This window comes from Microbulbifer maximicatervae (SeqCode) (genome assembly GCF_052468155.1).
Window position 1 is genome coordinate 4,376,565 of the sequence record NZ_CP174335.1, and the last position, 23,551, is coordinate 4,400,115.

Here is a 23,551-nt window from a genome sequence, read left to right on the forward strand (position 1 = left end):
CTCAAATCCAAACATCGGTATTCTCCCGCGCGGCGGCATATTCATCCTGATTTAACTTGTTGCCAGAGTTAATCAGACATGCCTCCTACTCGACTATTTATGGATAAAAGTTTGGCAAAACTTTAAAAACATTTTCAAAGCAGGAACATGAAAATGAAACTATTTACCAGTACCACACTGGGAATTTCAGCAACCCTAACTTTAACTTTTCAGTCTGCAATGGCATACAGCCAGGCTGTAGATATAACGATACCAAGCTACACCGGCAATGAGTTTGCTCAATTGGAAGAGCAACCCAAATCGAGCCAAGTCATTATTGATGGCAAGCTATACCAGCTGACCGGAGATATGCTGGAGCCAGTTCAAGAGGATTCCGGTCAAGTTAGCATTATGTCCGCTGTTGAAATATCAGCGAATAAGTGGCCTGATGGAATCATATATTACGACTTTTACGATAGTGTCACTGAAGAAAATCAACAGCGTTTTATCGACGCCACCAAAGTCTGGGAAGAAATTGCAGACTTACAATTTTTAAGACGCACTGATCAATCTGACTACGTTCACGTAAGAAACGGAACTGAAAACCGCTCCATGGTTGGAAAGACTGGCGGCGGGCAATTCTTCAGCATGAACAACTGGGATACCAAGTACATTATTGTCCATGAATTGGGTCATGTTATTGGTATGAGGCATGAACATCAGCGATCTGATCGTGATGAATATGTCGAAATCATTGAGGATAATATTAAACCCGAGTATGTCCACAATTTTGATATACGGCAAACCCACAACTACAGTAACTATGACTTCCTGTCTGTAATGCACTATCCATCACGTGCATTTTCGGTTAATGGGCAAGAGACTATTATCCCTAAATCGGGTTATGAGCACTTCAGCCGTATAATGGCCCAGCGTATCGACTTGGGCGGCGGTGATCAGGTTGCAGCAGCATCGCACTATGGCACGATCAATATTAATATTCCTGACCCTGCATTCAAGTCATATTTGACGTCCTATTTCGACACAAACAACGATGGTGAAATTGACAGCCTGGAAGCAGCAAGCATTGAAGAAATTCGCACTCCTGGCAACGGGGAAATCCAGTCACTGCAAGGTATTCACGTATTCCGATACTTAAAGCACTTAACCGCTGTTAATGAAAACCTCACAGAGTTACCCGAATTACCTAAACGTCTAGAAACGTTAAATATTGCCGGCAACTACTTGGATACTGCGCAATTCGAGTGGGTAATGGATCGACATTTCTTAACTGATATTGATGTTACGGACAATCTCCTCGATGTCTACTCCTGCGAAGCGCTTGAATTAATTGATTCTTATCTTAATGAAGGGAGCATTAGCTTCAGCCCCGCTAAAGGCGGTATTTCATTAGTTTGTGATGAGGAGGCAGAGCTAACTCTCCTCCCATCAAAAACGCGAGAGAACTTAAGTAGCAAAGGCGAAAAAGTATTCCATATTGACGTGCCCGAAAATGCTCAAACCCTGACAGTTATTACTGACAATTCAGGCGATGAACTGGGCGGTGAAATGAATATGTACGTGGCCTATAATCGCCAACCTACCCCAGCCGATTTTGACTTCAGTTCTGAAAATAGCGGTAATATTGAAGATATTGAGATCACTTCGCCGGAAACCGGCCGCTGGTACATATTACTGTCTCCTATCGAACGCTCCTTCGAGGGTGTAGATTTAACGGCAACGGTAACCCTGGCTGATCAGTCCGACAATATTCTGGTTAATCAGAAACCTGTCAGCGGTCTTAATGCCAGTGCAGGAGAGTCGTTGTTCTACACCATCACAGTACCGGAAAATGCCAGCGACCTTTCATTTGAGATAACCGGTGGTAGTGGCGATGCGGATCTCTATATTCGTTTTGCTAGCAGACCAACTGAATCGGTCTATGATTATCGGCCCTATTTAGGTGGCAATGAGGAGTCCGTTGCTATAGCAAACCCAACTCCCGGAATCTGGCATGTCATGCTCCACGGCTATACAGACTTCGATCAGGTATCCCTGGTCGGCTCTTTTACTGAATCATCTACTGATGAATTTTTAATCCCCGGCGAGGTTATCTCTGACCTGAATGGCCATGCAGGAGATCAATTAGAGTTTAAGATTGAAGTTCCTGAAGGAGCGACCCAGCTTTCTGTAGCTACGGGCGCAGCTCTATTCAACTCCGTTGGTGATGCAGATCTCTACATCAAGCACGGTGAACCCGCCACTGAATCAAATGCCGACTACGCTTCTGAAAACTGGGGCAACTATGAATCCATAGATTTGAACGCTCCTCAATCGGGCACTTGGTATATTACCATCTATGGTTATACCGACTTTGAAAATGTTTGGATTAGTGCTGATTATTGAAGCATGAATAATTAACTAATAATTTGGTAGTAGAGCTTCGTTATATCATCGGACTCTACTACTCCTCTTGAGGAGTAAATTTGCATAGAATTTTACTAAAAACTTAACCACTTGTAACATTACAGTATGTATTTAGAGGTTAAGAAATGACTATCCCAACGCGCCAGATCCGCGCTAGCTTTAATAATCACACCATTCGCGTCTACCAAGCATACAACACAGCCATTGCAAATTCCGCCCTAGAAAACGGAACTTTTGTATGCCCACCATTCAAAATGGAACGTATGACTTGGATTAAACCCTCTTTCCTATGGATGATGTATCGTTCGGGTTGGGGAGAAAAAGACAGCGGACAAAACCGCATTCTGGCGATAGATATCACTAGAGAAGGATTTGAATGGGCCTTACAGAATAGCCTGCTTAGCCACCAAACCGATCAATACCCAACGAAAGAAGCATGGTTGGAAGCTAAAAGAGCTACACCTGTCCGTATTCAATGGGACCCTGAACGAAATCTAGATCTGGAACCCCTTCCTCACAGAGCTATTCAGATTGGGCTATCGAATAAAGCTGTAATGCTTTACGTTAACGAATGGATTCAGAAAATTACTGATGTAACTGAAAGCGCCCACAGAATTCACCAACTAGTCAAAGCTAGAGAATTTGAGCAAGCGGAAAATCTTCTTCCCTCAGAGGTTGAATACTCCTTAAGTACTTCATTAATAGAAAGATTGGAAATGTAAATCTGCACGGCCAATACCAACGTTAAGCCCCTATGACACATCCAAAAATCGAAAAGTGCGATGAAAATTTTGGTCAGCAAATGGGGCTCAATTGAACTGATGCTATTACTTTTAAAAATCAATATAGAGAATGACTAGCAGTGTTATCCTTCTCCCCAGAAATACAACAGCCAGCTGTAGACTTTTCAAACAAACACAAAAAATATAGGCACTAAAATGATCTTATTGGATTTTATTAAGTTTGTTTTAGTGTCAAAGCTGCGTAAAATTGATGAATATTTATCGGAATTAGAGTCTTACCCAGCAGTTCTTTAAGGGTCGTTGATTCAAACAAATCCAAGACTCATTTCTCAAAGGAGAACGGTAGCGTGACATAAAAGTAAGTAAAAGGCGCTGACCCAAGGTGCTACCAACACCAGGGGCCAGCTAACCAACTTGATAATCACAGTATCAAAGTGGCTATATGCATAGTACGCTAGAAACCCGCTCGTCTTCAATAAAGTCGAGAAGATCCAGTAGTTTGGAGCGATTTCCCAAGCTCTGGGAGCGTAGTGCCCGCCTTTTCTTCTTTCATGCTTACCGTTCTCGCGCTCCTCCCTGCCCTTCCTGCAATCACGTCTTTCTAAGCCTTCCGGTTTCGGAGCCAAAAAAATAGCTTGAAATTCAGTAGGACAAAATATGTTGATCTTGAAGCGTCGGACTGGTGAAAACCTAAGAATTGGAACAGACATCTCACTCAAAGTACTGGAGGTTAAGGGCAACCAAGGATCCATGCCCCCAAATCCCTAGCAGTTCACCGCGAAGAAATTTATATTCGTATTCAAAGGGAGCAGAAACTCAGCAACAAAAAACGCTGAGAATCAACTTCCCCTTAAATGAGGGCCCACAGCGGGCCTCAACCTCGCTCTATCGGCCAAGGCTTTCCAGCTCTTCCACAAAGAGCAACTCACTAAGCCAGCCCAAAAGAAATCCATAGACTCCTTGAGTATCCCATCTAAGTTAGCGCCCTTACATCCTGGCCCGCTAAATCCAAAGCCACTAAAACTACCACCTTTGCCCACTTGATCCGCAAATGCGAATCATTATCATACTCAGCAGTTTACTTGCTGGAAGTCCTCTCATGTTTCGCAAAACCCTGCTAGCTACCGCTCTCGCAGCCGCAGTACCCGCCTCCCTTGCCAATGAAACTCCTTCAGATCAGCCCACTGTAATGGAGGAAACCGTAGTAATCGGTCTGCGCCAGCGCCTCTATGAGCGCGGAGCCTTGCTGGATGCAATCCAGAAAACTGAGGTTGTTGATGAAAGCCTGATCAAATCCCTACAGGCAGTTAACCTCACTGACGCTATTGAAAAGTCCCCCGGTGTTCGGGTTTCCAATGAGTGCTCCATGTGCGGGGTTAAACGAATAATGCTGAACGGTATGCGCGGTGAGCATTCCACCATCCTCACCGACGGCGTTCCTCTTCACACCATGATGGCTGGCTATTACGCAGTGGATGCACTGGCCACAACGGGTGTCTCTCGTATCGAAGTGGCCCGAGGTGCGGGAGCATCGCTGCTCGCACCCGAAGCGATCGGAGGAACCATCAATGTCATCTCCAAGGAAGTCGAGGAAACCGGCCTCAACATCAATGCCTCTATGGAGGACAACGACAGCTATTTCCTAGGCATGATGGGCGGCTATGTAAGCGATGATGAACGCACCCGTACATCGCTGGTCATTCAGGATGATAAGCACCACCAGATGGACAATGATGACAACGGTGTTAGCGAAGCACCGCTGCAAGAGAACACCAGTTATGTAGTTCGCCTCTCCCATGACCTGGGTGAGCGGGACAACGTGGTACTGCGCACAGCCTATACCGACTCCAGTATTTTTGGCGGCCCCCAGGGATACAGCATTGGTTCCGTCCTGCAAGGCTACGATGGTGTGGAATCTGACCACTTGTTTGTCGACGACGATGTACGGCAGCAATACATTGGCAAACCCTGGGAAACCACCGAATGGATCTCCACCACTCGCAGTGAAATTTCCTCAAGTTGGCTCCACGAATTCAGCGAAACCTATAACACGCTGTTTACTGTCGCCTGGTCTGAGCACAAGCAGGACTCCTTCTACGAAGGCTTCGATTACACCGCTACAGACACACTCAACTACTTCGACCTGCGCAACAATTTGATCCTTAACGATCAGCACATGCTCACATTTGGTGTCGATCTTCGCGATGAATCCATGCGTTCCGACTCTGTCGCAGGGGAAGAAAGCGATAATTACATCGAAGACAGTTTCGACTACCAAACTACCGGCCTCTACATACAGGACACCTGGACCGTTTCACCGGATCTTGAAGTGGCACTGGCCATACGAGTGGACAACGCCAAAGCCGACTTTGTCGCCGAGCAAAAACCCGGTACCGAGATCGATGAAACGGTGGTGGCCCCGCGTATAGACCTTCGCTATCTGCACGACGATCAGTGGACCTCCCGGGTAGCGCTGGGACGAGGATACCGAGCCCCCCTATCCTTTTTCGAAACAGATCACGGCATTCTTGATGCCGGTGACGGCTTTGCCATCGAGATCGAAAACCTTGAAAAATCTCTATCCGCAACTTATGCATTGAGCTTCGAGGGAGAACGCCTCAACAGCACCCTGTCTCTGGCATTTACCGAAGTAGATAACCTCGCAGCACTGAGCGAAACCGAAGATGGAGTACCACTACTTACCCAGATGCAGGAAAGCGCCTCCGTAGGTGCTGCCGATATCACTCTCGGCTACGCGCTGACCGAAAATTTGACTATCGGTGGCACACTGGAGACCTATGATTACGACGATGTTTTCCGGGAATCTTTTGCCATTACTCCAGTAGAGCAGCGTGCACTATTTAATCTGGATTACAAAGCCGACTACTGGATGCTATACGCCAGCGCTACCTGGGTGGGCTCCCGGGACTTGGATGAATTTGGCTACGAAGGTTTCAACCAGTTGGGCGACTCCAGTTTAAAAAGCACGAGCGCAGACGCCTATTGGACAGTAGATCTTAAATTAACCTTTGACGTCACTGAAAACCTGAGCCTTTATCTGGGCGGAAACAACCTGACAGATTACACCCAGGTTGAGGAAGGTGAGAGCCCTCTATTCTGGGATGCCAGTGGTGCCTACGACGTAGCCTATATCTACGGCCCGCTCCGAGGGCGTGAATATTACCTGGGTTTCGACTGGAACCTGTAATGCGAACCTGGCTCGCACTAATCACACTTCTGTTCGCGCCTGCTGGCGCAACAGAAGCTGCCATTTCCCTTTACGATTTTGAACTGCGCAGCCTCGCCGGCCCCGAGCGTATCAACCTGCAGCAATTCAAAGGGAAACCCAGCCTGATATTACTGGTTGAACCTGACTGCCCCTGGTGCTTTCGCCAGGTTCGAACAATCAACCGGCTTACTAGCAAGTGCTCCCAACAGTTTCAACCCATCGCTCTAGGTATCAATGGCTCCCGAAAAGCCCTACTGGCCGAATATCGAAAGCTACGCCCGGAATTCCCCATGCTTCAAGCGAGCACACAGCTTCAAAAAGTACTGGGCGAAACTCCCGGAACTCCATTTAGTTTCCTTATAGCCTCCAGCGGAGAGCCTCTCAGCTGGCTAAGGGGGTATATTCCGGATAAGAAACTACAACCGATTTTGGAGAGGAGCTTTGGTTTTAAATGTGAAAGTAGCTTTACGTTTCAACCTGGTTAAGCAAGAAAGATGAATTATAGACTTGAAAAACCCCGTGATTAGAGCGACCAGCCAAGCTTGATAGACACATCTATCGCCCCCTAATTATTGACATCAAAAACTAGTACTTATCACCTCCGAACTTCCCCCCAAAGAAACCACAACTAAATATTAGTACGATCATGCTTATTAACTGAAAGCAAGAGGAGCACCTCTTCTACATCAAAACACGAGCCCCCACTAATAAGCCTTCCCAACAGATCCTTCTACGAAGCCTATACAATCACGCATAATTTTTCCTACTTAAGAAAACCAATACCAGATCAAGTAGCAGTTTTTGATGGTTACTTTAGTAGTCAAGTCCAGCGTCAGCACGAAGACGGAGCAAACACCCAAAGCCAAAGAAACCGTCGAGTAAGATGTTAAGACAAATGGAAAAAAGATATGAAATGAATAAAATGGCTCTTTATGCCGACACAAAAAACAGCATACTCTAGAAAGGCTCACAATGTTAGAAACAGGTTACTATTGAATCTGCCTGTACAGACTAGTGATTACCTCAACCCGCATTACCTGAATTAGCTATTTACACTGACAGGGTGAATTGATCAGCCCCCTGAAAGGGTCAAGTGAAAATATCCAGGGGGTGAAGTGTCAAATGGGATTAATTGCTGGAAACATAAAAGTAACCAAATGTTGGGTACCCTCCTGAGTGGCACGTATCAGCCAAGTAAAAATTAACCTTCTTTTTTGCATGAAAAGCAGCCATCAACTGAGCTAAAGTCTCTTGCCCATTTACTGCATCACTACTCCAACGAACAGAATTCTTTGAACATTCTTCCGGCCCTACCACCTCATCAATTGTTACATAACAAGTTGAATCATTAAGGTGGCAGCCCATCCTTATAATCTCTTTTTCACCTGACATATCAGCGAGAGTTGAAGCTGAATAGCCCACTCCAAGGATAGAGACTAAGAAACCAATGAAAAAATCCTTCTTAAACATATCTGTACCAAAATTTAGCAATTTGTTATACACGGACATCGTGTTGAATAGCAACCATTGTAAGATGGCCGCCAGCCATCAACTTATTAAGCACTATCGATTTTTACAAATATTCTTTAAAAAGTACACAACTACAGCAGGGGAATTGGGGCTTATTTACTACTTAAACTGAACAATTAAAAGAGGACAAATAAAGCTAACATCAGCCACTAGCCCAACTTTTACTATCTATACAGTTAAGACCGCTACTAAATCCCTTTTTAGTCATATAATTTTATTTGCAACATGGAGAGGGTAGTTTCATGTTTAAATTACCTACTTTTTTATTAAATCAATCACGACGAAAAACAGCACGCTCGTACTTAATCATAAGCCACAACACTTCCCTAAATGTCATTTCTATACCGGTATCACTCTCCTGAATCCTCCCTAAGTACCGTGTGTTATTGCCCACTCCCTTCGGCTCCCATCATTTGATGAAAGAGAGTAATTCATAAAACTTCAAGGAAGCTATAGAGATATGCTACGTCCACCCTTTCAAATACCAGAAAGCACAAGTTTTAAACGCTAACAACGTCATTTCTCTCATACACCAAGTAGTAATTCTTGTCTAGGTGGCAACCGTTTAAAATTTAATCGCCACCCAAATAGAATAGCGTATATTATCCTATATGAAATACTAATCGACTTACATGATTTGCATAAACAAACCATTAAATTAAACACCTTTTGTATATTTCATCTAAGGAACCTCTTATCAATGGAGCATTTTTCTAGAATTAAGCTGAATTGTTTTAAAAAACTCACTTTTCTATGCAAATACGCTTAATTTCCGCGCAATAGCTCCCTAATTTTTTACCTGAAAACCCCGGTAGGCGAATTTCAGACACACCCCCTAAGCGGCCAAGTATTCTCTCCCTATTAGTAAGTTGGTAAAACCTGCTAGCAAGCACAGCCGCTCAGTATTTTTTAACAGTCCCCGATAGCGGACCTTGTCATAACCAAATACCCGTTTAGTATAGCGAAAGGGGTGCTCTACCTTCGCTCTTATCTGTGCCTTGATCTTTTCTACCTTACGTAGCACATCACGCCCTGGAAGAGTTTTTAGCTTGCTCGGCTTCATTGCTATGTGCCAATCCATCTCCCGCACCTTCAACTCTTCACGCTTCTCCGCACCAATGTGCCCAGAATCACCCCAGACTCTTCCTTCTTCCCCGTGGGGGACTCGCTCTGCGGCTGTGACATCATGTGAGCTCGCTGCTGTTGTTTCTACGCGATGTATTACTCCGAGCACGTCTTCAACCCCGATATACATCTTCATTCCAAAGTGCCGCTGATTGCCTTTCTTTGTTTGATGCATTTCTGAATCACGCTCTTTCTTTTTATTCATAGTTGAAGTTAGCGTAGAGATAGTAGCGGCATCTACAATGGTGCCTTCACGCAGTCCCACGCCATTTTCAGCAAGATGTTTATTGATTTCATCAAATAGGGCTGTACCTAGCTGATTCAGCTCCAGTAAGTGGCGAAAGTTAAGAATCATTATTTCGTCGGGAATTGGGCCGCTCAAAGTCAATCCAGAAAAATTACGCATAGATTCAATCTCATATAACACATCTTCCATGGAAGGGTCACTTAAATTGTAAAACAACTGCATGCAATGAATACGGAGTATGATACTCAATGAATATAGTTGTCGGCCACGTTTGTCTCGGGGATTACAAGGAGTGATCTGAGTTTCTAGTCACTGCCACGGGATGAGGGCTTCCATTTGAGAAAGAAATTTTTCCCGACGAGTTATACGGCGCTTTAGATTGTATTCTGCTTCAGCAAAGGTGACTTGGTGCATAATCTATCGTAGCCTTGACGGATAACTGAATACTACCAAATTGGCTCGGAATTATTCAGAGGTTCCCTAGGTTTAATACCCAAATCAACGATTCTAGAAACCTCATCAGTAGAAGCTCTATGATCCTCATCATCCCTTTTACCTGGAGCTGTGTATTCCGAATCACTCCACATTCTCATCACATACTTTGCATCTTTAACTTGCTTGGGGGTAAAGGATAATATCTGCTTATCTTTAGCTCCTGGCTGCCTCTGAACTTGAACAAGGCGTTCAGATAAATCATAAGTGAGACTCAAATCTAAAGAATCTATAATACGCTGCACAAACCCAATGTAATTTCCCCCGAAACACGCTCACATACTCGAAATGCATTACCGTCATTCGATGCATAGCGAGCAATATTAAAACTAAAACTTAAAAAGTGCTTATCTGTAAGTGCAGTATGCCAGCTAACTTTATCAAGCTTATTTCGCAAAGGCTGACTTTCAGAGTACAACCAACTCTTATTAGCCTGCTTTATCTATTGGCAATTAACAGGCCCCAAATAGTTGGGCCATCGATATTGAGTCAAATCAAATGGGTCGCTTTTTAAACCTGGATCAAAGTTATGAAGGTCTCTCAATTCATATCGGCGATATGCTTCTTTTGTCAGTACTCTCGCATCAAATAAACTTTCATTAACTGGAAGATCCTCTATTGAAGTAACAGCAACTACTAGGCCAACTTTACCGCCATCCCCCCCTATAATGGGCAGCCCCTTAAACCCCCAACGCTTAGATACGTAACATCTGGAAATTTGACTTTATCGTCCAAGTTATCACTCGAACGGTATGAAATTGGGCAAAAAATATTAGCCTTATAAATATCAAATTCCCCAGTCTCTGCCTCCCATTTTTGAGTAGAGGGAAATGGATCCGCTGGAGGGGGGGGCATGAAAGAAAGTTTAGAGCCGGATAGTGTTTTCTCTATCCTTCTCGCACTACGGAAGTTTGGCCCACGAGAAAAAATATCTTTCAAAAAATTCATATGAAACCTATTTTTTGACCACACTTTTCTTTAACAATTACTTCAAGGGCATAGTTGACCCACTATAATATTGTTTATTTAAGCTTGGAATACTTGCTAACATTGTATTGGCTATAGCGGCCGCTAGAATCCCAAACAATGCTTTTGCACCTGCAAAAGAAAGATTCGAAGCAGCCTCTACAGTAGCAAAAGCTACAACATTCGAATCAGCTCTTTTATAGATTTTTACAGCAGAATCAAAAGCACCTACAAGTTTATTGGCTAACTCTTCTCTTGCTCGCGACTTGCACAGCTCACTTACCTCCATTGCTTCCTTTCCAAGTCCTAATTCAAAGCCATCAAAAATCTGGGCAACACCTGACGTGGCTTTATACCAGGTTGAACCTGTAGTGGTCTAATACTTCCAGACACTTCGCTAAGATAGTAAAACTACCAAGCGGGGTGAAATATGACAAAAGAAGGTGCACATCGGCAGTTCAAGCCGGAATTAAAGAAAGACGCCGTAGCCCTAGTCTCTGAGCAAGGGTACTCGATTTCTAAGTCCGTAGAGACTGTAGGAACCACTCCCAACAACCGGCGACGCGGGATGCCCGCGAGTGAGCGGAATTGGGTCGGTTGCGACACGAAATCAAGCAATTGCGGATGGAGAAAGAAACCCTAAAGAAGGCCTTGAAATTGGGTGTTACCGAGTGCGTAGGCTCATTAACAAGCTAGGTTTGGCAGTAAAACGCAAGAAGCGATTTATGTTGACGACAGAGAACAAACACCAGCTTCCGATTGCAGATAATCTTCTGAATAGGGAATTCTCATCAAGTGTTAAAAATCAATTTTGGACGACTGATTTTACGTATATCTGGATTGTGCAGGGCCGGTTGTACTTGGCGGTAGTGATTGATCTTTATTCGCGTCGGATTGTTGGTTGGCATCTAGGTCGCCAGATGGAGACTGCCTTGGTAAGCCATGCGTTGCTGATGGCTACCAATTTGCGTACACCGCCAAAAGGCTTTTTACATCACTCTGATCAAGGTAGTCAGTATGCCAGTTATACTTACCAAGCACTGTTCAAGCAGCATGGGATGGCATACTCAATGAGCCGCAATGGAAATTGTTGGGACAACGCGCCAGCTGAACGTTTTTTAGTGGCCTGAAATGGGAGTGGTTAACGGGAAATCCCATGCAGCAAGGGAGTATGCCATAATCGATATGAGAGCCTATATTACTTATTACAACTCACGCAGAATACATACAACTCTGGGCCCCTATCGAATTTGAGAAATGTGCTTAAAGAGGTGTTCGGTTGGACTTGACCACAACACCGACGTATGGACAACTCTTAAGGTCTCTCACTACATAATCTACATGTACTCCGGCGCCCTTTAACATAGGGTGGCCAACAGACATTGAGCAGAGCATTTCCCAACAATACCGACATATTTGTCCCGGTGGTGGGTATTCGGATACAGGGGGGGCAGCAATACCAAGTCATTTCTGCAAAGACATCCATACCGTGGGTCTTAGCTCAACGCCCCCTAAGCTGCAGCCATTCATAGTCGTCCGCAACGTAATAACAACCGGCAACGATGCTTACTGGAGCGCGACACTACATGCCAAAGCTGTTCTCCCGGCTGGTGTCGACCTCAGCACTCAACTATGATCCTGCCATGTCAGCTAGAAAGTCCAGCCCGCCATGACCATGTCGACATTGTTTCGCTCCGCCGACCACCGTAATGATGGCGGGCGCCTGCCTTCTTTTTCTCGGCGGACTCTTAATCGGTATTCCTGTCAGCGCTCCGGGTGCGTCGATCATCGGCATGGCACACACGCTCGGTCTACTCGAAACCGTGTTCATGCTCGCTTTCGTCATGCTCCGGCCGTCTCTCCGGTTCAACTCGTACAACGCCTGGTTTTTTTGCGGAGTAACGATAGCCTGCTTCTATTGCAACTTTGCAGGTGTCTCCCTGACGATACTGACCGGCGCCGGCCAATATCTAACGCCATGGAGTACGTATCTCGGCAACACGCCATCGCCGGCGAACACGGTGGTCGCCTCTTAACTTAATGTCAGCGCACTCGCGCTAGTGCTTCCGTTCATGCTGTTCTCCGGCTGGATCGACAAGACGTGCCAGAGCGACTGGCTTCAGACCGTTATAGCCATCGTCGCGACACTGGCAACGATCGCGCTTGTGGCCCTCACAGTGGTGACGTCCTGAGCCGGGCCCAACCGCACAACACTTTCCGCTCGGATAGCGGTCGATTGATCCCTCCCTTCAACAACGGACACACCAATGAGCAACTGGTTTTTCCTCAACGGCTGTTCCCCACTCACGCCCAAGAATCAGCAGGAAGCTAGCAGGTTGACCATAAAGCGACAAACTGGCGAAAACCCAAGAACTGATACGAATGACTTGATTACAGTATTAGGAGTGAAGGGAAAGCAAGTAAAGTTAGGCATCCACGCCCCCCATATCTTTACCAGCTCACAGTAAAGAGATCTTTGTATGTGAGCCTAGCTACCTACCCCACGAACGTACCAATAAAAAATTTAGCGGTTAGCATAAATTAAGGGACAAGCCAATCTTCTAGAAGATACAAAAAAGACATAAACCTATCAAATAAAACCTATTTTTCTTTATCTTGTTTTCAAAACAACAAAAGCTAAGTCCATAAAAAAACTCCTTGACTCTCTCCCTCATTCAAAACCAGTATAGGTCCTGTCTATTTTGACATTTAAGAAAAAACAAAATTTTTTACACTATAGAGCCAAATCAACATGAAAATTTCAAAGTTATGTTTACTACTTCCCGCTCTGGCAATTTCCGCTCTATCAACTGCTGAGGAGAACCCCTTCTATTTTGGGGTTGGTTACGGCCAGCAAGATTTCGAGGGAAAAAGTAACCTATCTGTAGATTTTATTGATGGGGAACGATTTAAAGATCAATCCAATTCAATTGATATCTATGCTGGCTATCAGATAAACCCGTATTTTTCTGTCGAAGCTGGATATAGTCACTATGACAAGGCAGCCGATACTTACACCTATAACCTCGCGTCAATAAATGACAAATCTATCGATAGCCTCGATGAAAACCCATTAAGCAACAACTACGAAGAAATACAAGTAGATAGCGCACAACTTAATGCCGTATTTCATTACCCTATACTCGACAGAGCTACCATGAGCGCCTACCTCGGACTTGCCTATACCAGTATTGATAGCGAGCTCAGATTCCCACCGGGAACTGTTTCTATATATCCCGAAATAGTCACCCGATCCAGCGACAAAGACTATGACCTGGCCTACGGCCTCGGCGTGAAATATGATTTTACCGATCGCTTCGCAGGCAAACTACAGTGGAAGAACATTGATAACGGCACCCTCGAAATAAGTGGGTTGCACCTGTCACTAGAGACCCGCTTCTAAGTTGCTGAACAAAAGGGGCTTCTAAACAAGCAGTCACCAAACAAATACTCGCACCTTTGTGGGGCCCCTTCCCTACATTAGAGTCACCATTACAATGCGCTCGCATCTGCGGCCCATTCCAGCATAGCTCTGTGGAAATTCCAGGCGTATAGCGCCAGTTCCTATTATAGTGACGCCTTGGCGAAGATTATCCCAATAGCAACAGTTCCGGACACCCACCAAATAGAGTGTTGGCATTGCTTCAGTAGAGCAGCGTGCACTATTCAATCTGGATTACAAAGCCGATTACTGGATGCTATACGCCAGTGCTACCTGGGTTGGCTCCCGGGACTTGGATGAATTTGCTTCCGAAGGTTTCAATCAGTTGGGCGACTCCACTTTAAAAAGCACAAGCGCAGACGCCTATTGGACAATAGATCTTAAATTAACCTTTGACGTCACTGAAAACCTGAGCCTGTATCTGGGCGGAAACAACCTGACAGATTACACCCAGGTTGAGGAAGGTGAGAGCCCTTTATTCTGGAATGCCAGTGGTGCCTATGACGCAGCCTTTATCTACGGCCCGCTACGAGGGCGTGATTATCACCAGGGCTTCGACTGGAACCTATAATGTGTAGTAGTTCAGACTTGATCTGACAGTTACTGGTCTTTCAGGAGGTACTCTGTCAGGTCAAGTCTGAACTACTACAGCTGATAAGCTCCACCTGAGACTCAATGTCTACAAAATAAGCACAAAGACATGTGCAAACCAGTTCTAGCACCTGAATCTATTGATGCCTACAGCATTAACTTATTGACCGATTTATCTGATACAACAAGCAAATAGATTGAAAAAATAATTACAGTTCAATTTTTGCCCGCTACATATTTGAAGGCCGAAGCTTCTCAATTATTGGTTTGTCATTGTCACTCCCCCTATTCTCGCCTAACCCCTATCAGCTCAACCCAAATAAATTAACATTCACTTAAAGAATAGATAGAGACTAGACCATCGAAAGTGCAATAAATTTACTTTGCAATAGTCTATGCTGCTATGAGACAAACCTCCTCAAACAATGCGGTTTTTCAGCCCCCCAGAAAACCTTCCTGCTCCAATACAATTTAGGCAAGCTAATGAGGCTAGTGTGTATTTTTCGTTTTCATTAATCCGTGGAGCCCTCTGTATTTAGCACATAAACTTCAAGCTTTTATACCGCCCTTCATGCTTTATTTTCTTTGACAGCCATCACATTGTCACAAAACACCAAAAATGACTTCATTTTTTGACCCACTACTCAAGCAACTATTGATTAATGGAAACGTAAATTTTATTAAAACATGTTAATTCATGTATGGCATGGAACCCATGTCCACGTGAAAGGTCTGTCTTATTAGCAATTTTTAACGGGCAATTATTTATTTACTAACTGAATTTTTTGATCCTGGTGACAAGGAAAGAATGGCCGACATCCTCAAACACCAACTTATTTCACAGTATTCACCAGGAAATTGAACTTAATATTCCAGTCGTTCTAAATAAATCGACGAGAATAATGTAAACCAGGAGTAACCTTATGCTTTTAAGAAAAAAAAGCGCGCTTGCGACAATGTTGCTGATACCTTTCAGCTTACAAGTACACGCTCACGGCTGGTCTGAATTTCCAAAAGCCAGGCAAAAAATTTGCTATGATCAAGGCAATATCTGGTCTGGAACACCATCCAATCCAGGCTGTGCCCTGGCAAAATCCATTTCTGGATCTTATCCTTTCCAACAACACAACGAATTCTCCATTAACATCCCTGACTACAATAATTCTGCCGCTGTAAAAAGTGCCATTCCTGATGGAACTCTTTGCTATGCAAATGACTCGCAGAAAAAAGGAATGGGAGCAGCAACTGATGCCTGGACCCGTGTAGAAGTCAATGCGGGAACATTCGAATACGTATTCCAGGCAACAGCGCCACACAACCCATCTTTTTGGGAGTTTTACCTTACGAAGGCGGAAGCAGACCTGTCACAACCACTGGCATGGGATGACCTTGAGCTTATCCAGGAGGAAGGGGACGTACCTGTCGTCAATGGTCAATATCGCATGAATGTCACCATTCCAGAAGACAGGGTAGGTAATGCAATTTTATTTGTACGTTGGCAGCGAGTAGACCCAGTTGGTGAAGGCTTCTACAACTGTAGTGATATCACTATTGTAAATACTGATGTTGAACCGCCTAGCGAACCTGATCCCGGCACCACACAGCCGCACCTGATTCAAGGCAACACCTTTATTCCAGAAGACAATAGTATAGATTCGGTTAATGTGGGGGACACCGTCAATTATACGGTATTCAATAAAAATGGTGAGGAACACTCATCATTTTCGCTGGCAATTACCGAGGATAATAAGAATGACTGGGACAGGCTTTTAGCTTCTCAAGTCACCGGCTGGTACCAATCAAACCACAATGGAAATGTTTTTATTGGTCGCTGGCATGAAGAAATGAATCATTACATGTACTTCCAGGGTGATTTACATGGTAACTACTTCAACTCCAAAGACTCACGTGCCTCCGGTCAATTCACTATTACAAGCAACGGAAGTGAATTAATCGCCACTATCACACCTAAGGTTTTAAAACCGCTTGATATAGCTAGAGTAGAGCATGGGGATTTAGTGGTACTTTCATCGGGAGAAAGTGTCGGAAATATCAATAATACGGAATGGTCACAGGTAAGTGGGAGCCCTGCTGAAACCGCAACCGGGCCCAGTGGTGCACTGGTTATCGACACGTCAAGCTTAACAAATGAACAGCATGAATTAAGTTTCAAGTTAACCGTAAGCGGTGACTCTACTGTTGATGACGAGATCTACTCATTTACTGTTGAACCATCAACTACCACAGATCCCACAGATCCCACAGATCCCACAGATCCCACAGATCCCACAGATCCCACAGATCCCACAGATCCCAGTATTCAAGCTTGGGATAGCAACGAAATCTACACCGCAGGTGATATCGTTAGCCACAATGGTGAAACATGGACTGCCGGATGGTGGACAAGGGGCGAGGAGCCGGGTACAACCGGCCAATGGGGTGTTTGGCGTTAAGTTAAAGGTCACCAACCAAAACAAGTAGCTAGTAGAAAATTATCTGCTAGCGCTTATCTGAAAGGCCTCAATAATCCTGAGACCTTTCATTATAAAAGCTCACCCCAAAAGAGTTACCTTTCAACTGGATCAACATTTGGAGATTGTGGACTGGAGTAGTCGACATTTAGATCCCAGAAAGCGCGGCGCCTTTACTGAGAATACTCCCCTATTCTCCAGCAGCTGGAAATTCCATCAAAATACTGATCAATCTCAATCGAAATTTTGAAAGCCACTATAAAGATAACGTAAGCGTTGAAGAGGCTGTGCGACATGCTTGCAGCGAGCGCGATAAGCGCTGGGTACACAGCATAAGGACTGTCGGCACAACCTTTCTCCAGCGCCCTGCTAACTCCACTCCGTCACCACCATCATTACTTCCAGCTTTCACCTAAAACCACAATTTTTAATCCAAATCTGAATTCTTGATACTTTCATTACACCTTAGAAAACTAACAGACTGGGAGAGCATCTGATTCACCGCCAGCGCCTCTAGCACCACTCTTCAATCTGTTGGCATGCTGGTTTTCTGATGCACCGAATCAGGAAAGGATTGGTTATATCTAGCGGTAGTGATCGACCTATATAGTTGGCTAGTTATTGGTTGGGTAACGTCGAAAACGGGTGGCTAACTTATGACGCTTTTCAAATGACTATATGGAGATGTAAGAAGCCTACGAATGTTCTCCTGCATACTGACAGGAGAAGTCAGTATTGCTCTAGGAATTATCAACCTTTAATTACAGCGTATGATCTGCGGTACAGTATGAGCGCCAAGGGTAATTACTACAATAACGCCTTTGCAGGTACCTTTTTCCACTCACTTAATGCAGAGCTAATCCATGGTATCCACTGTTGATGGCTAGGATCAAAAATTGCCACTTTCAAATAGTAATACCTGCTATCTCTTGCACTTCTAGCTGCCTATCAAACCCTCTACAGCTCAACTCAATAAAGATCGAAAACACTTCTCACCGAAGACAAAGTTGCATGTATATTTTACAGCAACCTCTGTTAGAGCCAAATAAACCTTACTTTCTGCCAAATCACTATTCTACTTATTTCTAGGTAAGATGGAAAATGGTAATGACTACCCATTCCTATTATTTCTTACATACAAATCAGAACTCTCGGTAGAATATTTCAAGTATCTCTGTGTATTTTTTAGAAAAATCTTAACCCTCTTATTCAGGCAATATTCACATAGATAATTTAGAATTACTTTTCTAGCGAAAACATTAATTTAAATGCTAGAAGGTTAACCTTTGTTGTTAATGGGGAAGTATGTATGAAAGTGAATTCTCAAAAATTAATTATATGCCTTGCAGTTACTGCTCTGCTCTCTGGATGCGGAGGTAGTTCTGGAAGTGACAAGTCAGCGAACAGTAATTCTGAAAGCGAACCAGTTAGTGGAGGTGGGAGTGGCTCTGGAAATGGGACAGGGAATGGTTCCGGGAGTGGATCTGGAGATGGAGATGGAGATACCACTACACCTCCAACGGACGACCCCGATGCTGGCAGCTCGCGCTTCACAGTTAGCTTTACACCTTTAAGCGGCAGTACTATTGGCAAAGATAAGGAAATCTATTTAGATTTTAGCGAAGCTATTCTGATCGACAACATTGTCATATCTGGGAGCATGGGAGAGGCCGGTGAACTTTCTCAACTCGATGAAGATACGCTTATATTGCATCCCAGGGGAGACTGGACCAACTCTTCGAACTACTCCCTAACAGTTAACGCCACAGATGATTCCGGCTATGATATCGAAGCGCTAACTGCCACCTACTATATTGATACGCTCTCCCCTTCCATTACTAGCTTCGAGCCAGATATCACTCGCCTGGAGAAAGATGACACGATCAATGTCCTCTTCTCTGAGACCATGGATATCGAGAGCCTTGCCTTATCTGGTACTCTCGTAGAAGATGACTATACAATCAACTGGTCAAAAACAAATATACCCGATGATACCTTAACGATTAGTCCTGTAGATGGCTGGAAATCAGCTCAAGATCGTAGCATTCAGATTGATATAGACGACCTTGTAGGGATTCCATTGATCACTTATGAGAATAGCTTTACTGTTCCCTTTTACTTTGAGAATTTTGATCCCGCACAGGTCGTTATAGGGCAAGATAACTTCTCCAGCACAGATTTGGGAATAAATGCTAAAAATTTTGCCTTTCAGCCATCCGGTGATGTCAGCATCGATGATGAGGGGAAACTATTTATATCAGATACTTCGTCCAATCGCGTCTTAGTTTTTAATTCAATTCCTATGACAAATGGCTCACCTGCAAATGCAGTAATAGGCAAGGACGGACTGGACACTCTGGCCTTATCAAATCCGGAACAGGAATTATTCGGTCCCTCAGACATTAGTTTTGACGGAGAACACCTGCTAATTTCTCAATACCGGGAAAGGCATATTTCTATTTACGATAGTGTGGTATCCGGAGCAGGAGCAGCGCCTACACTGACTTTAAATATTGGAGATTATGACATCTCCCCCTGTAGAAGCCTGGGACTTTGGATTAACTGGGGAGCCACCGTTACTGATGGCAAAATATTGGTTACTGATGCAGCTAATTCCAGGGTGTTAATATGGAGCCAAATTCCTGAAAGTAGTTATACCTCCCCGGATCTCCTTGTTGGTCAGTCAGGGTTAGAAAACTGTGATCCAAACGATGTAGACCAAAGTGGTATATCATATCAACTATCAGCAAGCACCCTATACGATCCAACAGATGTTTGGAGTGACGGAGAAAAGCTGGCCATTATTGACAATGGAAATAACCGAATTCTTCTTTGGAATAATTTTCCTACCAGCAGTTTTGCGCCTGCTGATATTGTTCTCGGACAACCCTCATTCAGCGAAAGGAATATTGAACTACCCGATGTGGACGGTACTGAATGGCCAGTAAATAGTAAGACCCTAAATCGTCCAGAAACTGGCATCTGGTCAAATGGCATTCAACTCTTTGTTGCCGACGCGAAGAACAATAGAGTTTTAGTCTGGAATAATTGGCCAACCAGCAATTTCGCCCCAGCAGACACAGTGCTTGGACAAGCTGACTTTGTAAGCTTCAAGCCAAATGATGCCAACCAAAACGGTATTAGCTATCCTGATGAACCTGAATCACCTACTGCTTCGACTTTAAAGGAACCAACAGGAATTTTTGGATATAAAGACAACTTATTTGTTACTGACTCTGGAAATCATCGAATTCTGATTTTTAAATCTAGATAAAAAAGATCGCTTGACAAATGGCTGTATAACCCGTAGGGGATATATGCGGCCATTTATCAATTTATAGCTTAAAAGCTAACTCTGCTTATATGAGTATCTTAAACATATATACGATCTAGAAAAAAACAAAACACAAAAAACCAACTCAAGCGCTTACCAACCCCCATTTTACACTAGCGAAACAATCGACTTTTATTTATTCAGTAGGCTCTATCCAACCATAGTTTTGAGCCAAGCGTGCCGCTTCAACTCTATTACTGACATTCAATTTTTGGCAGCTGCTATGGATATAATTTCGAATGGTACCTGGGGAGAGTGAAACTTCTCGCGCAATATCCTCAGTGGTTTTCCCAGTATAAGCGAGCTGAAGAATCTTCTGCTCTTTAGTGGAGAGCGGATTGTCCCCACAATTGAGTGCTTGCTGCACTAATTCAGGAGCAACGACAGTTTTACCTGCTGAAACTTGACGGATACAGCTTGCGAGCTGGCTCGGCGGAGCATCTTTAAGAAGGTAGCCGCTTACCCCTGCATTGAGTGCTCGACGAATATAGCCACTCCTTGAGAAAGTTGTCAGCATTACAACCTTGGGAGGATTTATAAAGCGCTGTAATTGCTCTGCGAGTTCAAGACCTGTCATCCCAGGCATTTCTATATCACTAACTACCAAATCCGGGCTGCAATTATCGCAAATCTCAAGGGCCTCTCGCCCATTGCTCGCAGTTGCGACGACCCGAATATCTTTCTCCAAGTTAAGTAATGCTCTCAATGCACCGAGCACCATCGCTTGATCTTCAACTAAAAGCACTTTAATCATCATTTAATACAACTACTTATTTGAGGGGAATTGTGGCGTAGATATGACAACCACCCTGGAATTGTATTTTCAAACTGCCTCCAAGTTGGTTCCAGCGATCGCTCATACCACTAAGGCCATGCCCCATAGATACCTTTCCCACAGCCTTTCCATTGTCACAAACATGCAAAGAGAGTAGTTGCTTATCAAGCCACAGCGAAACTTCACACATGCTTGCTTGGCTGTGACGTAGAATATTTGTGGTGGCTTCGCGAATAGTCATTGCCAACGTATTGTCAACGTGAATGGGTATTTCTGTGGCCTCGATATGATGTATACAGGTAATATTCACTGATTCTAGTGCAAACTTTGAACTCGCCAGCTCATTGGCCAGTGTACTGATTTTATAATTCGATACCGTTTCTCGAACCTCGGTAATCGCTGTTCTGGAGATTTTTTTAATATCAAGAATATGCTGCAGTGCCGTTGCTGGATCAACTTCGAGAAGCCTTTCGGCAAGCTCCGCCTTTAAAGTGATACTCGTAAGACTCTGACCGAGGGAATCGTGCAAGTCTTGTGCAATACGCTCACGCTCAGAAGTCTTTGCCATAGAGGAAATTTCCTTTTGGCTTTGTTTAATAACCAGGTTAGATAAGTACTTTCTCAGTTGAAATAGAAAGTTCAGACCGTTGATAGCTGTAAAAAATAGTCCCGTCAAAACAACATATAGTGATTGTCCAGTTAAGTAGGCAGTACTCAAATAAGAAAAAGTAACAACAAACAGCAACACAAGGGATGCATAGAGTTGCCTGTACGCCGAGCAAGCTGCAGCCGCAAAGGCAAAGAAACCGATACCGGCAAGTGAATAAAAAGAAGTGATAACACCTAAAAGGTTTAGCACCAGGACAATACCAGTAACTTTGGTTCCTTTGCACCAAAATACGAGGAAGAACAAAGGGAAGAGAAACAAGTGGCAAATCACTACTACCCCAAAAGCAATTTCACTAAAAGTATGAAAAATAAAGGGCAAGTATATAAGGATCTGAAAATATGGTACTAAGTTCAGAGCACCTCTCAGATTCTTGGGGAAAGAGTAGAACCTTTGCAAATAGTGATATGCCGGCATTAGTTATTAGCTTCCAAAAATTGTACTTCATGCTCCATCCATTCTTTCACATATACAGGTGCCATGGCATGGCCCATACCTTCTACCCACAACGTTTTAGCACCAGGAATGCGAGCTGCATACTTTTTGGCTTGAGCAATACTTAACAGGGGATCTCTATCACCGTGGATAACCATAGTGGGGACCTCTAAGCCCTCCAATCGCTCTAATCTCGAGCCAGAAAGAGAGATTGCTGTAAATTGCTGGACTGGCAGATTATGATCAAATCCTTGCCTATGACGTAGTTCGTAGAGAGTAGTGTGTGCAATATGTTCAACATCAAAGCCTCCCTGCCCCTGAAGACTGTGATAAGTACTTACCATCAACTTAGCCATACCCTCATCGGAGCCACTGAGTCCATAGCGAAGAAATAGCCGAAGCATATTGTATCTGAAGGTTTTTCCCTGGGGTAACTCGGGGTCGTCGAGAAAACCTGAGGACATGATTGAAGTAAGGCTTTTCAAGCGATTGGGAAATTGCAGGGCCATTTCTTGCGCAATCATCCCTCCCATTGAGGCGCCCATAACATGAACTTGCTTAATCCCCAGGGAGTCCATAACCGCAAGGTTATCGCGCATCATGTCGGAAAGGTCGTAAGCAGTCTCCTTAGTCCAGTTGGTAACCCAACTCGAGGCACCGCAGCCACGATGATCGGTGAGTAGTACTTGATAGCCAGCAGCTAAGAGTGGCTCATAGACTTCAGATGGCCAGTACAAAGAAGAAGAGCCCATACCGTTTATCAGTAACACAGTGCCACGAACCGGTATCCCCTCTGGGCTTTTAAGCTGATACCAAATTTTAAGGCTCCCTGAGCGAACATATCCGCTCTGACCTGAGATCAGCTCAGGTAGTGGTTTCTCAAGACTCAGGTTAAGTCGTTTCTGGATATCCTCGGGAAGTTGAGGTGTTGTAAGGACCCAAATAGTACAGACTACCACCAGAAGGAACACTATCGCGCCAACGATTAAAGAAACTGTCTTGATCAATGTAAGCCTCCATAAACACCTTAATACCGGTGCAGAAATAATATTTATAGGTAATATCAGGCAATAGCGGAAATTAGGTAAGTCATTTCTG

17 protein-coding genes and 3 pseudogenes are annotated in these 23,551 nt (G+C 44.2%); 13 read left to right on the forward strand and 7 right to left on the reverse strand.

Annotation, left to right across the window (positions count from 1 at the left end; genetic code table 11):
• Window positions 1-153 precede the first annotated feature (153 nt).
• From ACJJIY_RS18655 to ACJJIY_RS18675, 5 genes and pseudogenes are all read left to right on the forward strand, one after another.
• The gene (locus tag ACJJIY_RS18655) at window positions 154-2,385 is read left to right on the forward strand and encodes a pre-peptidase C-terminal domain-containing protein (protein WP_445358584.1); all 2,232 of its coding nucleotides are present in this window, start codon (window positions 154-156) and stop codon (window positions 2,383-2,385) included.
• Window positions 2,386-2,531: 146 nt separating this feature from the next.
• Complete coding sequence (locus ACJJIY_RS18660) at window positions 2,532-3,128, forward strand: DUF4291 domain-containing protein (RefSeq protein WP_444905624.1); 597 nt, start codon at window positions 2,532-2,534, stop codon at window positions 3,126-3,128.
• Window positions 3,129-3,806: 678 nt separating this feature from the next.
• Window positions 3,807-3,985: pseudogene (csrA, locus tag ACJJIY_RS18665) on the forward strand (carbon storage regulator CsrA).
• A 263-nt stretch (window positions 3,986-4,248) separates the two neighbouring features.
• The gene (locus tag ACJJIY_RS18670) at window positions 4,249-6,357 is read left to right on the forward strand and encodes a TonB-dependent receptor plug domain-containing protein (RefSeq protein ID WP_445358585.1); all 2,109 of its coding nucleotides are present in this window, start codon (window positions 4,249-4,251) and stop codon (window positions 6,355-6,357) included.
• Window positions 6,357-6,863 (forward strand): TlpA family protein disulfide reductase, encoded by a 507-nt coding sequence (locus tag ACJJIY_RS18675; protein WP_445356168.1) that lies wholly within the window; start codon window positions 6,357-6,359, stop codon window positions 6,861-6,863. The genes ACJJIY_RS18670 and ACJJIY_RS18675 overlap by 1 nt, the downstream gene beginning before the upstream one ends.
• Window positions 6,864-7,506: 643 nt before the next feature.
• Here the strand turns inward: ACJJIY_RS18675 and ACJJIY_RS18680 are convergent.
• The 4 genes and pseudogenes from ACJJIY_RS18680 to ACJJIY_RS18695 form a co-directional block, all read right to left on the reverse strand.
• Window positions 7,507-7,848, reverse strand: coding sequence for a hypothetical protein (locus tag ACJJIY_RS18680; protein ID WP_445356167.1), 342 nt, complete (start codon window positions 7,846-7,848; stop codon window positions 7,507-7,509).
• Window positions 7,849-8,743: 895 nt separating this feature from the next.
• Window positions 8,744-9,694 (reverse strand): annotated as a pseudogene (locus tag ACJJIY_RS18685) (IS5 family transposase).
• A 32-nt stretch (window positions 9,695-9,726) separates the two neighbouring features.
• Entirely contained in the window at window positions 9,727-10,017 is a 291-nt protein-coding gene (locus tag ACJJIY_RS18690) for a hypothetical protein (protein WP_444896849.1), read from the reverse strand.
• Between the two features lie 740 nt (window positions 10,018-10,757).
• Window positions 10,758-11,027 carry a hypothetical protein gene (locus ACJJIY_RS18695; RefSeq protein ID WP_444896848.1) on the reverse strand — a complete coding sequence of 90 codons (270 nt, stop codon included), beginning with the start codon at window positions 11,025-11,027 and terminating at the stop codon, window positions 10,758-10,760.
• Window positions 11,028-11,316: 289 nt separating this feature from the next.
• On the opposite strand from ACJJIY_RS18695, the gene ACJJIY_RS18700 reads away from it, so the two are divergent.
• The 8 genes and pseudogenes from ACJJIY_RS18700 (at window position 11,317) to ACJJIY_RS18735 (ending at window position 20,516) form a co-directional block, all read left to right on the forward strand.
• Window positions 11,317-11,868 carry an IS3 family transposase gene (locus tag ACJJIY_RS18700; protein WP_444896847.1) on the forward strand — a complete coding sequence of 184 codons (552 nt, stop codon included), beginning with the start codon at window positions 11,317-11,319 and terminating at the stop codon, window positions 11,866-11,868.
• A 579-nt stretch (window positions 11,869-12,447) separates the two neighbouring features.
• Entirely contained in the window at window positions 12,448-12,774 is a 327-nt protein-coding gene (locus ACJJIY_RS18705) for a hypothetical protein (RefSeq protein ID WP_444896846.1), read from the forward strand.
• Window positions 12,775-12,839: 65 nt separating this feature from the next.
• Window positions 12,840-13,070, forward strand: a complete 231-nt coding sequence (locus ACJJIY_RS18710; RefSeq protein WP_444896845.1) for a hypothetical protein — start codon at window positions 12,840-12,842, stop codon at window positions 13,068-13,070.
• A 420-nt stretch (window positions 13,071-13,490) separates the two neighbouring features.
• Window positions 13,491-14,141 (forward strand): porin family protein, encoded by a 651-nt coding sequence (locus ACJJIY_RS18715; protein ID WP_444896844.1) that lies wholly within the window; start codon window positions 13,491-13,493, stop codon window positions 14,139-14,141.
• 292 nt (window positions 14,142-14,433) lie between these two features.
• The gene (locus ACJJIY_RS18720; RefSeq protein WP_444896843.1) at window positions 14,434-14,751 is read left to right on the forward strand and encodes a hypothetical protein; all 318 of its coding nucleotides are present in this window, start codon (window positions 14,434-14,436) and stop codon (window positions 14,749-14,751) included.
• 943 nt (window positions 14,752-15,694) lie between these two features.
• Entirely contained in the window at window positions 15,695-17,224 is a 1,530-nt protein-coding gene (locus ACJJIY_RS18725) for a lytic polysaccharide monooxygenase (protein WP_445358586.1), read from the forward strand.
• Between the two features lie 593 nt (window positions 17,225-17,817).
• A pseudogene (locus ACJJIY_RS18730) lies at window positions 17,818-18,110 on the forward strand (DDE-type integrase/transposase/recombinase); the annotation flags it as partial.
• A gap of 441 nt (window positions 18,111-18,551) precedes the next feature.
• A complete protein-coding gene (locus ACJJIY_RS18735; protein ID WP_444896841.1) occupies window positions 18,552-20,516 on the forward strand; it encodes an NHL repeat-containing protein in 1,965 nt (654 codons plus the stop codon).
• A 196-nt stretch (window positions 20,517-20,712) separates the two neighbouring features.
• Here the strand turns inward: ACJJIY_RS18735 and ACJJIY_RS18740 are convergent, their stop codons facing one another.
• The 3 genes from ACJJIY_RS18740 to ACJJIY_RS18750 are packed head-to-tail and all read right to left on the reverse strand — an operon-like array spanning window position 20,713 to window position 23,460.
• The gene (locus ACJJIY_RS18740) at window positions 20,713-21,333 is read right to left on the reverse strand and encodes a response regulator (protein ID WP_445358587.1); all 621 of its coding nucleotides are present in this window, start codon (window positions 21,331-21,333) and stop codon (window positions 20,713-20,715) included.
• 13 nt (window positions 21,334-21,346) lie between these two features.
• Window positions 21,347-22,435 (reverse strand): sensor histidine kinase, encoded by a 1,089-nt coding sequence (locus ACJJIY_RS18745; protein WP_444896839.1) that lies wholly within the window; start codon window positions 22,433-22,435, stop codon window positions 21,347-21,349.
• Window positions 22,435-23,460 (reverse strand): alpha/beta fold hydrolase, encoded by a 1,026-nt coding sequence (locus ACJJIY_RS18750; protein ID WP_445358588.1) that lies wholly within the window; start codon window positions 23,458-23,460, stop codon window positions 22,435-22,437. The genes ACJJIY_RS18745 and ACJJIY_RS18750 overlap by 1 nt, the downstream gene beginning before the upstream one ends.
• Window positions 23,461-23,551: the final 91 nt, after the last annotated feature.